We start from the raw sequence: 14,054 nt of genomic DNA, 5'->3' as shown, positions 1-14,054 counted from the left end.
CTTTTGATGGATACACCCGTTCCCATACCGAACACGAAGGTTAAGCATCAAGAGGCCGATAGTACTGCACGGGAAGCTGTGTGGGAGGGTAGGTTGTTGCCAGGTTTTTAATGTGGTTCACTAGCTCAGTCGGTAGAGCACATGACTTTTAATCATGGTGTCCGGGGTTCGATCCCCCGGTGAGCCACCAATATTATAAATATGCTGAATTAGATATGAGCTAAATTAAAGCAGGCAAGTATAATGTGATTCAGTTATTTTTATGTCTAAAAATCAAATTTTGATTATGCGGGAGTGGCTCAGTGGTAGAGCGTCACCTTGCCAAGGTGAACGTCGCGAGTTCGAATCTCGTCTTCCGCTCCAATATGCGGGTGTAACTCAATGGTAGAGTGCTAGCCTTCCAAGCTAGTTACGAGGGTTCGATTCCCTTCACCCGCTCCAAATATGGTGGATGTAGTTCAGTTGGTAGAGCGCCAGATTGTGGTTCTGGTTGTCGTGGGTTCGAGTCCCATCCTCCACCCCAGATGATATAGATAAGAAAACCTTCTGTTTTTATAAACAGGAGGTTTTCTTATTATTTAATATAAAAATAATATCATGCTAAATTTAGTTTAATCATAGTATAATTAAAATAAAGCTATAGATAAATACTTATAAAATCAAATAATTAGTAACATATTAGAATTATAAGTGGATAAATTCTAAGGAATTTTAGCTTATTTGTGGATAAATATTATATTTATATAAAATGTTATATAAATTTTAAATAAACATGGAGGATAAAAATATGATTTTTGATAAAGAAACTAGGGTTGTTGAATTTGTAAGAAGACCTAATAGATTTCAAGGATATGTAATAATAGATGGTAAAGAAGAGTTGGTGCATGTACCTAATACGGGAAGATGTAGAGAAATTCTAATTCCAGGATGCAATGTATTAATAAGAACAGAGAATGGAGCTAATAGAAAGACTAGATTTAGCCTAATTGGTGGATATAAAAATGGAAAGTTAATAAACATAGATTCTCAAGCTCCAAATAAAATTGTAGAAGAAGCATTAATAAATAAGAAGATTAAGGGCTTAGAAAGTTATACGACTATATGTAGGGAAAAAACTTTTGGTAATAGCAGATTTGATTTTAAGTTAACTAATGATAGTGGAAAAGAATATTACTTAGAGGTTAAAGGGGTAACTTTAGAGGAAAATGGACATAGTATGTTTCCGGATGCGCCTACGGATAGAGGTCGTAAACATCTTTTAGAGTTAATAGAGGTGAAAAATTCAGGTAGAGGTGCAGGAGTCATATTTTTAATTCAAATGAATAATATAAGTACTTTCAAACCAAATGACAAAATGGATAAGGCATTTGCAGATGCATTAAGGTTTGCTAAAGGTAATGGAGTTGATGTATTTGCATATGAGTGTAGTTTAGGTGAAAACTTTATAGAGCTTACTAAACCAGTAGAAGTTTTAGTATCCATTTAGATATGTAATAGAAGAGTGAATTACTATTTAAAATTCAAAATCTATAAAGCCTAATATTATGATAATATAATAATGTAATCAGATATCTAAACAATTTCTAAAACATAATATTTTCCTTTTCATGGCTCAACGTTCATATGTTGGGCTTTTTTAAAGAGATTTTGTTTATGTAGAAAGTTAATTAAAATTTAAGTTAGGGGGGAGCATATGTTTTACATCGGTATAGATATAGGATCAACAGCTGCAAAGGTAGCTATATTTGAAAATGATATAATAAATAATACTTTTGTAATCCCTACAGGATGGAGTAGTTTAGAAACTGCAAAAAAAATAGAAAGTATATTAGATGATAGAGGTATAAGCAAAAAAAATAGAAAAATCATAGCTACAGGTTATGGTAGGGTATCGGTTCCCTATGCAGATAAGACTGTAACTGAGATAACGTGTCATGGTAAAGGAGCTGCTTATATATATGATGAAGATTGCACTGTAGTAGATATTGGTGGTCAGGATACCAAGGTTATAACTGTAGAAGGAGGACTTATAACGAATTTCACAATGAATGATAAGTGTTCTGCAGGAACAGGAAGATTTATAGAGATTATGGCTAATACATTAGGGGTAAATATAGATGAATTATGTAAGTTAGCAATTGATGGAAAGGATGCAAGTATAAGTTCCATGTGTACTGTATTTGCGGAATCGGAAGTTATAAGTTTAATAGGAACTGGTAGAAAGAAAGAAGATATTGCATTTGCTATTGTAGATTCAATCGTAAGTAAAGTAGCCACCATATGTGGTAAGCATTCTACTGCACAAAACTATTTTTTAACAGGTGGACTTTGCAACTGTGAATATATAGTAAATAGTTTATCTGAAAAATTAGGCTCACAGGTTAAAACAAAAGATAGTGCAAGATTTGCTGGAGCTATTGGAGCTGCTTTATTAGCTAAAAATTTAAAATAAGTATAGGTAAACTTTATTACCTATACTTATTTTTATAAAATGTGTTAAAAATTATTTTAATCTAGTTAAACTAATTTTTAATACATCATTAGTGTAGTTTACATCCACAGAATCAGTCATCATGCCTACTAAACTTAATTCAGAAGAGGAATCATTATCTCCATTAAGAGCCCAGTAATACTCCTCAATATCTTGTCTTCTTGGCATATTTAACTGAGATGTTAAATCATTTAGTATTTGTTCACTAATATCAGGATTTACACTGGTAAAGCTGATATAGGTAATATCACCCTTAGTATTAAAATCTATATGTAGATCACTACAGCCAATTCTAACTAAGTAACTAGTTAGCTCACTAAGTATTTTTATATTTCTTTGACGTAAGTGTTTCATAATTAATATTCCTTTCTAAATGCAGAAATTAGTGGTAGTAAGAACATACATACAAGGCCACCTGAAAAGCCATTATTATATAAAATCATTCCACCATGTAAATATGTAATATTCATTACTAAGCAAGCATGTAATACTCCTGCAATTATTCCCCACAGCCATCCAAAAGAACCTGCAATTGGAGCTAGAGTTGTACCAAAAAGTAAACTTAGAATAACGCTAGGCGAGTTTATTTCCCAAATATTAAAGAAAGTACATAATATTATACCAAACATTATAGGGATTATATTTTTTAGATGCTTACCAAAGGCTCCAAACCCAACAATAGTTAATATACCACCTAAAGTTGGACCATTCAAGTCACCATTTACTAAGACCACTAAAAACATTGAAAAGAGTCCTAGAATTCCCATATTTATTAAAGTAATTCCTTCACCAAAAATAAGATAAAAATCTGTAAGCAATCTACCAGAATATCTCGTTATTTTTGTAATGTTTTTAAAGCTATTACCATTATAGTAAAAACCCAAAGTTATCATAGCTAAAAATATCATTGAAAATAATATAATAAAAGGAACATTATTGCCTGTAGACCATATAATTCTACTTTCAAAGTCAATACCAAAAGCTCTAAGTAAAGACATTAATACTGTACCTATTAATCCTGCAGCTAGGCCTACATTATAAAGGCTATATCCTTGATGTATTCTCATACAAGCAGAAGCTAAGGGTGTAAGTAAAAAACCTATTACTATACTAATAAGGATACCTATCATAACAGATAGATAAAGAGGTATTGTAGTAGTACCAATTAGTTGAATTAAAGCTGGAGATAAGGTTGTTCCAAAAAGTGCAGTAACTATATAATTGGAGAATGGTTCCTTTTGAAATCTGGAGTACAACCAAATACCAAATATAATAGGCCAGATATTTAAAATGTTTTTACCGAAAAGGGAAAAACCACTTACTGTAAATACACCTGCAATTATAGTTCCTGAGGGTTTAACGTTTAAAAAAATTAGCATTATTACATAAAATATAATCAAAAGTGCACAGTTTATGAAAGTTGCACCAACACCGCCAATTTCCATGTAATCTGTTATGAGTATATCTGGGTTTAAGATTATATTTTTTAAGCCAATGAATATCTGATGTGGTGAGTTAAAAAGAAAAGATACTAATATTAATATTCCACTAAGACATAGAAATAGTTTATAGGGTAGTGGAATTCTAGTGGTAAAGTCTTTTATAATAATCAACTCCCTTGAATTTATTTACACTCTTCAAATAAAGGTGTATATTTTTAATATATATAAGGCTTTACTTCTATAGTATATCAACTTTTATAAGTGATAACTATAGTATTTATATTATAATTATTTTAATTTTAAGCACAAATAAGCATATATATAATATTGTTTTAAACTAGTTTAATTATGTAGGTTAAACAATAACGAAATATTTTAAATTAGAAAGAGGAAATAAAAATGGTAATGGATATAGTAGTTTATAATTGTGAGAAATGTCCTGATTTTAAACAAAATAAATGTGATGGAAAGGAAGTTAATTGTATGTGTAAAAAATGTCCTAGAAACTTAGGACAATGTTTAATTGTAAGGTATTGTAGAGAAACAGAATCTGTTTTAGATTGTTTCGATTATTAAATTAAAAAGTAGGTATAAAATATATGATAATACAAAAGATATAATATTATAATACATAGGAGTGTTAAAGTAATGGTGTCCAATGAAATTAAAAGTAGAATTGCTCAAAACTGTTCATTTTATAATGAGAGATCATATTATCCAAATGAAATACTTATGCAATTAGAACAAAGTTGTAATAATTGCTCTAATTTTGTAAGAGGACATTGTGTAAAAGATATATTTGATGAAATATATGAAGAAATCAGATTGAAATAAGTATTATATTTCCAAAAACTTAATAAAAATTTAAATTATAATAATATATCCCAATATTTAATTTATTATGGTTGAGAAACCTATGGAAAAATGTTAAAATGTAATTGATTTCAAATCAGATATTGGAAATTATAAAGTTTACTTTATTTTAGGAGGGTGAATCATGCACAAGAGATTATTTATACCAGGTCCAGTTGATGTGGCACAAGACGTATTAGAAAAAATGGCTACACCAATGATAGGACACAGAAGCAAAGAGGCATCAAGAATACAAAGACAAATTAGTGATTACATGAGAGTTATATTTAATACAAAAGAAGAAATATTACTTTCAACTACTTCTGGTAGTGGGCTTATGGAAGGTGCTGTTCGTTCATGCACAGCTAAGAGAGCTGCAGTTTTTGCTGTAGGTGCTTTTGGTAAGAGATGGTATGAAATGGCTGTAGCTAACAATGTACCAGCAGATTTATATGAAGTTGAATGGGGTACACCAACAACTCCAGAGCAAGTAGATGAAGTTTTAGCCACTGGAAAATATGATTTAATAACAGTTACTCACAACGAAACTTCAACTGGTGTTATGAACCCACTAGATGAAATAGCTAAAGTAGTGAAAAAATATCCAGATGTTGTATTCTGCTTAGACACTGTAAGCTCAGCTGCAGGAACAGAATTAAAAGTAGATGAATGGGGAGTAGACATTTGTATTACTTCAACTCAAAAAGCTATTGGACTTCCTCCAGGAATGTCAATGTGTACTTTCTCTAAGAAAGCTATAGAGAGAGCAAAACAAGTTCCACATAGAGGATTATACTTAGATCTTTTATCATTATATGAATACATTCAAAAGAAAGATTATCAATATCCATCAACACCTTCATTATCTCACATGTTTGCATTAGAGTATCAACTTGATAAGATTATAAATAAAGAAGGTCTTGATAAGAGATATGCAAGACACATAGAAGGCGGAGAAATTGTTAGAGCATGGGCAAGAAAATACTTTGAAATATTACCAGATGAAAGATATATGTCTAACACTTTAACTAACATAAAGAATACTAGAAATATTGATGTTGCAGCTTTAAACAAAGCTCTAGGAGAAAGAGGATATCAAATTTCTAATGGATATGGAAAGTTAAAAGATAAGACTTTCAGAATAGCTCACATGGCAGAGACTACTCCAGCAGAAATTGAAGAATTATTAAAGAACATTAACGAAATATTAGGACTTGAATAATTAAGAAGGGGTAATTCCCTTCTTAATTTTCAAGTAATAAAGATTCATATACAAGTTTAAAATGTATAAGTTTTCAATTTATATACTTAATGTATGTGGATGAAGTTAGATTTTAAATAATTAATTATTAATTAATTTTATTTTAGGAGGGTATCATCATGATAAGAGTATTAGTTACTGATGGCATGGAGAAAAGTGGAATACAGGTATTAAAAGATAATGGATATGAAGTTATAGAGAAATTTTATGAGCCTGAAGAATTAGGAGTAGCTTTACAAAACTTTGATGTAGTAGTAGTAAGAAGTGCTACAAAGGTTAGACAACCAATAATAGATAAAGCTTGTGAAACAGGAAGATTAAAATTAATAATCCGTGGTGGAGTAGGTGTAGATAATATAGATGTAGCATATGCTACTGAAAAAGGAATAAGAGTTGCTAACACTCCTAATTCTAGTAGTGCATCAGTTGCAGAACTTGCACTAGCTCATATGTTTGCAGTTTCTAGATTTGTAAGTACTGCAAATGTGACTATGAGAGAAGGAAAATGGGAAAAGAAAAAATATGAAGGTATTGAGTTAAGTGGAAAAACTTTAGGCTTAATAGGTTTCGGAAGAATTTCAAAATGTTTAGCTCAAAAGGCTGAAGTATTAGGAATGAAAATTATGTATACTGATATCCTTGGTAAAGCTGAAGGGTATGATAAATATGAATATGGTACTTTAGAAGAAGTATTATCTAAATCTGATTATGTATCTCTTCATATACCATTCATAAAAGAGCAAGGAGCTACAATAGGTAAAGCTCAACTTGATATTATGAAAGATGGAGCTGTACTAATTAACTGTGCTAGAGGTGGAGTTGTAGATGAAGCTGCTTTACTTGAAGCTTTAAATAGTGGAAAATTAAGAGGAGCAGGCGTTGATGTATTTGAAGTTGAACCAACTAAGAATGAAGAGCTAGTTAACCATCCAAGAGTATCAGTTACACCACACATTGGAGCAGCAACAGTAGAAGCTCAAACAAGAATAGGTGAAGAAATAGTTCAAACTATATTCGATTTCTTTAAATAATATTAATTACGTAGGAGGAAAAAATATGGCAGTTGTAAGACCTTTTAAAAGCATAAGACCAACAAAAGAGCTAGTTTCAAAAGTAGCAGCTCTTCCTTATGATGTTATGAACACGGAAGAAGCTAGGGAAATGGTTAAAGGAAACCCTTACTCTTTCTTACATGTTGATAAAGCACAAATTGATTTACCAGCAGAAACAAATCAATATGATGAAATAGTTTATAACACCGCTAGAAAAACTTTAGACAAGATGAGAGAAGATGGAACTTATATTCAAGATAATGCTCCAAGCATGTATATTTATAGACAAATCATGGATGGAAGAGTTCAAACTGGTATAGTTGGATGTACTTCTATAGATGATTATATGAATGATATAATTAAAAAACATGAGCATACTAGAGCTGAAAAAGAGCAAGATAGAATTAATCACGTTGACCATTGTAATGCAAATACAGGTCCAATTTTCTTAACATACAAAAATGTAGGAGAAATTGATGAAATAGTTGCTTCATGGACTGCTAAAGAGCCAGAATACAACTTCGTTTCCGAAGATGGAATATCTCATATTGTATGGGTTATAAATGACACTGAAACTGTAAAAAGATTAGAAGAGTTATTTAAATCAGTTAAATATCTTTATATAGCTGATGGTCACCATAGAGCTGCATCTGCGGTAAAAGTAGGTAAAATGAGAAGAGAAGCAAATCCTAGCTATACAGGAGAAGAGGAATTCAACTTTTTCCTATCAGTTATATTCCCAGCAGATGATTTATATGTAATGGATTATAACAGAGTAGTAAAAGATTTAAATGGAAATTCTAGCGAAGAATTCTTAAATAAAGTTTCTGAGAAGTTTACTGTAGAAGAGTATAAGAGAGAAGGCCAATACAGACCAGAAGGAAAAGGTTATTTTGGAATGTATTTAGATAACAAGTGGTATAAGTTAACTGCTATAGATGGAACTTATGATTCAAAAGATCCAGTTAAGAGTTTAGATGTATCTATACTACAAGAAAACCTTCTAAGACCAATACTTGCTATAGAAGATCCAAGAACAAGTGATAGAATAGATTTTGTTGGTGGAATCAGAGGTCTTAAAGAACTTGAAAGAAGAGTAGCTGAAGGAATGAAAGTTGCGTTCTCTATGAATCCAACAAGCATAGAAGAACTTATGAACATTGCTGATGCTGGAGAAGTTATGCCTCCTAAATCAACTTGGTTTGAACCAAAATTAAGAAGTGGAATCTTTGTTCATGAATTAAGCTAAGGTAAATTAAAGGTAAAACTTATTTGTATCTTATCTAAATCAAAAAAGCTAAATCTTATAAAAGTAATTATACTTTTTAAGATTTAGCTTTTTTGAGTATATAAAGTTGTAAATATAAACAGAGTTCTTAGCTTCTATGAAGCTTTAGAAATACTTAACATAAATACACAGTTGAATTATATTAGTAAAAAATATAAAATTGATATATTCAGAGAATAAAAATTTATGTATTTATTTATAATTTAAAGGAAAAAGTTAAAAATATCTTTAAGGTTATAAGGTAAATACCACATATTAAGGAGATGCAAAAATGTTACAACATTCATTATCAAGAACAGAGCTATTAATAGGAAAAGATGGTTTAAATAAATTAAAAGGCAGTAAGATTATAGTATTTGGAGTAGGTGGAGTAGGCAGCTTTACAGTAGAAGCATTAGTAAGAACAGGTGTTGGAACTATTGTTTTAGTTGATGATGATACTATTTGTTTAACTAATTTAAATAGACAAATACATGCAACTTATGATACTGTAGGAAAAGTAAAAGTTGAGGCTATGAAAGATAGAGTTCTTTCAATTAATAAAGCATGTAATGTGATAACTCATCAAGTTTTCGTTACTAAAGAAAATATTCCAGAAATAATTAGTGATGATGTTGATTATGTTGTAGATGCTATAGATACTGTATCAGCAAAGATTGCTCTAGTAGAGTATTGTAATGAAAAGGGTATAAAAATAATCTGCTCTATGGGTACAGGAAACAAATTTGATCCTACACAATTTAAAGTTGCAGATATATATGATACTAAAGTATGTCCACTTGCAAAGGTTATGAGGCATGAACTTAGAAAAAGAGAGATTAAATCCCTTAAGGTAGTTTACTCTGAGGAGATGCCTACAAAACCAAAACAAGATGATGTGGTTACTTGTAAAACAGGGTGTGTATGTACAGGTGGGACTAAAAAGTGTGCTATAAAAAGACAAATACCAGGGAGTATATCTTTTGTGCCACCAGTGGCAGGAATGATAATAGGTGGAGAAGTAATAAAGGACTTACTTAAAGAAAGCTAATTAAAAGGAATCTAATAAAAATAAACATTAAGTAAAATATACCTTTAGCAGAGTGTAATTGCTTATTTAAGTTTATAATATAAAAATCCGTCAGTATAATACTTGACGGATTCTTATTTTTAAAATTATGTTTATCCGATAATTACTTGAACCGATACTTCTATTTTTTATGAAAGGTAAAGCAATTACGACTATTGATAACAATTTCTAAAGAGCAAAGCTCTAAGAATTCAGCTTATTTAGCTAATTTATATAATGCTAAGGCATAAATTTCTGTAGCTTTAACTAAATCATGCATAGTTATAAATTCATTAGGCTGATGTTCTGTCTTTTCTGAGGTAGGGAATACCATACCAAAGGCTACACAGTTATCTATAGCTCTAGCATAAGTAGCTCCACCAGATGATTCTGGTATTCCATCATATCCTGTTTCTTCATCATAGACTTCTTTCAATGTTTTAATTAAGAAATGGTCTGCAGGAACATATATGGATTCCATCCAGTCGAACTCATTATATTCTAAACCATATTCTAAAGCTTTTTCCTTTAATGGATTAACTATGTCTTCTTTTTTATAGGTAACAGGAATTCTAATATCTAAAGATATAGTTTCTATATCTTCATTTAAATCAATTTTACCTACATTTACAGTTAGTTTTCCAGATACATCTTCACATTTTGGTATGAGATTTTTAATTGCAACATCTTCACCAATTACATTGGCTATGAATTTTATTGAGTTAGATGAGGAGCCCATTTTTTCTAAAGCTATAGCCAGTCTAGAAATAGCATTAATCCCCTCAGCACTATCTGCAGAGTGAACACCTTTTCCAATAACAGAAATAGAGTTTTCATTTAAAATATATTTATAATTTAAACTGTTTAATACATTTTTAAGAGAATTAATTTCTTCTGCAGTTCCTGTATATGTAGCGTTATCGGGAACAGAATTAAATGCATTTCCTGCACTTAAAGTTAAATTAGAACTCTTTTTAGAAGTTAAAGTAGATTGAAGTAATCCTTTTTCTGCATTTATACAGAAAAATTCACTATCGGGAGTTATTCCCATAGCAGGAATCTCTTCACCATTCTCTTTATATTTATTAATACCCCTCCAAAGATTTTCTTCATCTGTTCCAAATATAAATCTTATTCTTTTATTTAATTTGATTCCTAAGTCCAATAAAGCTTTTACTGCATATATGCAAGCTATAGTAGGACCTTTATCATCTTGAGTTCCTCTTCCATATATTTTATCATCAACTATGGTTAATTCGTATGGAGGGTATGTCCAAGAATTCAAATCTCCTTCAGGAACTACATCTAAGTGGCCAAGAACTCCAACTAATTCAGGGCCCTGGCCAACCTCTGCATAACCATAGTAACCATCTTTATCATAGTAAGTTTTAAAGCCTAAAGACTCACATAAATTTAAGGTGCTTTTTAGACAATCGTCTATATTTTTACCAAATGGATAATTAGGGTTATCCTCGTCTATAACGCTTCTAAAACTTACAGCTTCCTTTATAGAGTCTATGAGCTCAGGTATTAACTCATTAACTCTTTCTTTTATTTCTTCTTTTTTTATCATGAGACTATCCCCTTTCATTTTAGATAAGCTTTACATATTGTTGACACATATGAAATTAAGGAAATATATCCTATAGTTTAAATTAAACATAGATGATAACATATGTCAATATTACAGTAGGTTAATATATCGGACATTCTTGATTTGAATACTTGTCTATTATTCTTATTCATATTTATATCTTTTTTATATGAATTAATGAATTAATAAATTAATATATACAATAGTATATTTTTGTTAGGATAATTACTTTACTTAATAGCTATAAAAATAAAGAATTCAATTCAATAAAAACATATATTAATTATGATATAATATCATTGAAAAAGGAGTGATGTTAGTGAAGAAAAACCAAAGTTTTGCCATAACAATATTTATATTTATTATTATGGCTGTAATTGCTATAGTCGATAACACTAAGGGAATATTTGTCCCTGTATTTAAAGAGACTTTTAATACAAATAATACAAGTATGGGCATGCTCTTATCGGTATGTTCTTTAGGATACATAATATTTACTTATATAGGTGGACTACTATGTGAAAAATTTGGACAAAGAAATGTAATCTGTACTGGGCTTTTCACTATTATAGCCTCTGTTTTAATAGTAGCTTTCTCTAAAACTTATACAATACTATTAATTGGAATGTTTTTAATAAACATGGGTATTGCTTTTGTAATGATTGGAGTAAATACGCTAATACCAGCACTATTTATTACATTCCAAGCAATAATGATGAATTCAGCTCATTGTTTTTATGGATTTGGATCTACGGTAGGACAATTTGCTATTGGAAACATTTTAGACAATGGAGTAAGTTGGAGAAGTGTATTCTTTGGAATAGCAATGATTTTTATTGTAGTATTAATAATATTTTTCTTTATAAAAATCCCTAATTTTAATATAACTAAAAAAGAAAATAAATTTAATATAGCTATAGCTTTTAAAGAAAAGTATATGTATATCTATGCTATAGCATTAGGAACATACGTGTTTGCAGAAATGGGGATGTCTAATTGGATAGTTAATTTCCTCATGGAAAGTTATAACTATACTAGCAGTAGTGGAGCTATGTTTTTGTCAGCCTTTTTCTTTTTACTTACTATAGGTAGATTATTAGGTGGGTTTGTAGCTGAAAAGTTAGGATACTTACAATCAGTTTTATATTCTTTACTAATTGCATGTGTATTATTAATAATTGCTCTAATTGTTGGGCATAGTGCTCTCATTTTAATATGTGTAACAGGACTATTCTTTGCAATAGCATATCCTACAGTTGTAGCTACTATTAGTAAGGTTTTTAAAGATAATAGTTCATATATAACAGGATTAATTTTAACGTTATCAAGCACTATAAGTATGATTCTAAATCTTATTATGGGAAGATTAAATGATATTATAGGGACAGCAAAAACTTTTTATTTAATACCAATAAGCTTGAGTATTTCTATCTTGTTTGTATTTCTAATATATAGAGGAAATTATAGTATTTTTAAAAGGGGAGGTAATGAAGTTGAGCAGTGAAAGGGAAGTAAGTATTAGTAATGCAACTGATGAAGCAAATAAATATATAATAAGAGATTCATCTGGAATTATAGTAGGAAGATTTATAATCTTAGATTTAGACCATGAGAACAAAGGTGTAATAATAAAATTAAAATTTTATAAAAGCGGAAGAGATGCTAATAAAACATTACAAGATGCTCTAAAGTTGATGCTAAATAACTTAATAAAAAGCAAGAGTCTTCATAAAGTTAATATTATATGTGATGAAAAAATAAGTTTAACTCCTTTTACAAACTTAGGATTTCAATTAGAAGGATATATATCAGATAGTATTATAACAAAATTTAAATATGAAGGTAGTTTATTATTTGGAATAGTAGAAGAAGAATTTTATAATAATGCATATAAGAAGGAGCTAACAATTCAAGGAAATAAAGTAAGTATAAGAGTTCTTAATTCTGATGATGCAAGTGATCTATTAGAGTATTATACGAGAAATAAGGACTTTCTATCAAAGTTTGAACCGCACAGAGATGAAGAATTTTATACAGTAGAAGTTCAAAAGCAATCTTTAATAGAGAATTACAAAGAATTTATTAAAGGTGAAGGAGCTCATTTTGGAATATATAAAGCAGAGAAGATGATAGGAAGAATACGTATATATAATATAGTGCAAGGTGTATTTAAGAGTGCATTCATAGGATACTCTATGGACGAACAGTATCAGGGAAATGGATATATGAAAGAAGCTGTTAGTTTAGTTGTAACATATGCCTATGAAGAATTAGGACTGCATAGAATAGAAGCAACAACTTTAGTTGATAATGAAAAGTCACAAAGAGTTTTAAAAGCATGTGGATTTAATGAACTAGGTATATGTAAAGAATATCTACACATAAATGGAAAGTGGAGAGATCATGTTATATTTTATAAAAATAATAAATAATTTTAATTTAGGAACTAATTAGTTTAATTCAAATATAATTTGTTATACACCATCTATATTAAAGGTGGTGTATTTTTATTTATTTAAGTATATAACTTTTTAGGAACGTGGTATTCGAGTTTATCACCTATATGTTGGAACTTTATCTAGTTTCCTATATAAATATTTATATAGGTTACCTTTTAACTAGTTAACTAGTTAAATAGTTGTTTTATTCATGCGGGTTTCAAGGGAATTAGTATTTTGATAATAAGACTAAATACATTATAATAAGCAGCAGTAATAATGATGTTGTTGTGTGCTTACCTATAATAAAAATTCAAATTGATATACTATATTTTAAATAAATAGTAAAAATAATAGAATATAAACTAATACTTTACCTAGTGTATCAATATTAGGATAAGGTAGCATTTAAATGAAAATAGAAGGTATGTAAGGATAATTTTATATAAGAAGAATATTAGGTAGATTTTATAAGAATAAATCATGATAAGATAAGTCTTGTCGCTGAGAGATGCGGCGGAAAACAACAAGAAATTAAGAAAAAAACTTCTTAAAAAAATGTTGACAGATAAGAGATTATCTAGTAGA

Annotated in this window: 13 protein-coding genes, 4 tRNA genes and 1 rRNA gene; 15 read left to right on the top strand and 3 right to left on the bottom strand. The window is 29.6% G+C overall.

Annotated elements, in window-relative coordinates; all coding sequences use genetic code 11:
* The 7 genes from rrf to ACTNBA_RS18840 form a co-directional block, all read left to right on the top strand.
* Nucleotides 1-105 (top strand): 5S ribosomal RNA (gene rrf / locus ACTNBA_RS18870); the annotation flags it as partial.
* Nucleotides 106-114: 9 nt separating this feature from the next.
* Nucleotides 115-190, top strand: a tRNA-Lys gene (locus tag ACTNBA_RS18865).
* 98 nt (nt 191-288) lie between these two features.
* Nucleotides 289-363: transfer RNA gene (locus tag ACTNBA_RS18860), tRNA-Gly, on the top strand.
* A 4-nt stretch (nt 364-367) separates the two neighbouring features.
* Nucleotides 368-441 (top strand) — tRNA-Gly (locus ACTNBA_RS18855).
* A 6-nt stretch (nt 442-447) separates the two neighbouring features.
* Nucleotides 448-523 (top strand) — tRNA-His (locus ACTNBA_RS18850).
* Between the two features lie 264 nt (nt 524-787).
* On the top strand, nt 788-1,486 hold the full coding sequence (sfsA, locus tag ACTNBA_RS18845) for a DNA/RNA nuclease SfsA (protein WP_441075795.1): 699 nt from the start codon (nt 788-790) through the stop codon (nt 1,484-1,486).
* Between the two features lie 207 nt (nt 1,487-1,693).
* Nucleotides 1,694-2,452: an acyl-CoA dehydratase activase gene (locus ACTNBA_RS18840; protein ID WP_441075793.1), complete on the top strand. Its 759-nt coding sequence runs from the start codon at nt 1,694-1,696 to the stop codon at nt 2,450-2,452.
* 51 nt (nt 2,453-2,503) lie between these two features.
* On the opposite strand, the gene ACTNBA_RS18835 is transcribed toward ACTNBA_RS18840, so the two are convergent.
* Nucleotides 2,504-2,845 carry a hypothetical protein gene (locus tag ACTNBA_RS18835; RefSeq protein WP_035135210.1) on the bottom strand — a complete coding sequence of 114 codons (342 nt, stop codon included), beginning with the start codon at nt 2,843-2,845 and terminating at the stop codon, nt 2,504-2,506.
* Between the two features lie 2 nt (nt 2,846-2,847).
* Nucleotides 2,848-4,104 carry a DUF1576 domain-containing protein gene (locus ACTNBA_RS18830; protein WP_441075791.1) on the bottom strand — a complete coding sequence of 419 codons (1,257 nt, stop codon included), beginning with the start codon at nt 4,102-4,104 and terminating at the stop codon, nt 2,848-2,850.
* A gap of 228 nt (nt 4,105-4,332) precedes the next feature.
* Between ACTNBA_RS18830 and ACTNBA_RS18825 the strand changes: the two genes are divergently transcribed.
* The 6 genes from ACTNBA_RS18825 (at nt 4,333) to ACTNBA_RS18800 (ending at nt 9,416) form a co-directional block, all read left to right on the top strand.
* The gene (locus tag ACTNBA_RS18825) at nt 4,333-4,509 is read left to right on the top strand and encodes a hypothetical protein (protein WP_167403159.1); all 177 of its coding nucleotides are present in this window, start codon (nt 4,333-4,335) and stop codon (nt 4,507-4,509) included.
* Between the two features lie 72 nt (nt 4,510-4,581).
* Nucleotides 4,582-4,767, top strand: coding sequence for a hypothetical protein (locus ACTNBA_RS18820; RefSeq protein WP_035135212.1), 186 nt, complete (start codon nt 4,582-4,584; stop codon nt 4,765-4,767).
* A 163-nt stretch (nt 4,768-4,930) separates the two neighbouring features.
* Nucleotides 4,931-6,007, top strand: coding sequence for a pyridoxal-phosphate-dependent aminotransferase family protein (locus tag ACTNBA_RS18815; RefSeq protein WP_035135214.1), 1,077 nt, complete (start codon nt 4,931-4,933; stop codon nt 6,005-6,007).
* A gap of 158 nt (nt 6,008-6,165) precedes the next feature.
* Nucleotides 6,166-7,077 (top strand): D-2-hydroxyacid dehydrogenase, encoded by a 912-nt coding sequence (locus ACTNBA_RS18810; protein ID WP_035135216.1) that lies wholly within the window; start codon nt 6,166-6,168, stop codon nt 7,075-7,077.
* Between the two features lie 25 nt (nt 7,078-7,102).
* A complete protein-coding gene (locus ACTNBA_RS18805; protein WP_346849294.1) occupies nt 7,103-8,347 on the top strand; it encodes a DUF1015 domain-containing protein in 1,245 nt (414 codons plus the stop codon).
* 310 nt (nt 8,348-8,657) lie between these two features.
* Nucleotides 8,658-9,416: a tRNA threonylcarbamoyladenosine dehydratase gene (locus tag ACTNBA_RS18800; RefSeq protein WP_441075788.1), complete on the top strand. Its 759-nt coding sequence runs from the start codon at nt 8,658-8,660 to the stop codon at nt 9,414-9,416.
* 235 nt (nt 9,417-9,651) lie between these two features.
* On the opposite strand, the gene ACTNBA_RS18795 is transcribed toward ACTNBA_RS18800, so the two are convergent.
* Nucleotides 9,652-11,007, bottom strand: a complete 1,356-nt coding sequence (locus tag ACTNBA_RS18795) for a M20 family metallopeptidase (protein WP_441075787.1) — start codon at nt 11,005-11,007, stop codon at nt 9,652-9,654.
* A 340-nt stretch (nt 11,008-11,347) separates the two neighbouring features.
* On the opposite strand from ACTNBA_RS18795, the gene ACTNBA_RS18790 reads away from it, so the two are divergent.
* A complete protein-coding gene (locus ACTNBA_RS18790) occupies nt 11,348-12,532 on the top strand; it encodes an MFS transporter (protein ID WP_441075785.1) in 1,185 nt (394 codons plus the stop codon).
* Complete coding sequence (locus tag ACTNBA_RS18785) at nt 12,522-13,460, top strand: GNAT family N-acetyltransferase (protein WP_441075783.1); 939 nt, start codon at nt 12,522-12,524, stop codon at nt 13,458-13,460. The genes ACTNBA_RS18790 and ACTNBA_RS18785 overlap by 11 nt, the downstream gene beginning before the upstream one ends.
* Nucleotides 13,461-14,054: the final 594 nt, after the last annotated feature.

This window comes from Clostridium sulfidigenes (genome assembly GCF_052067195.1).
Classification (GTDB): Bacteria; Bacillota; Clostridia; order Clostridiales; family Clostridiaceae; genus Clostridium_J; species Clostridium_J sulfidigenes.
This window is presented reverse-complemented; position numbering and strand designations above follow the sequence as displayed.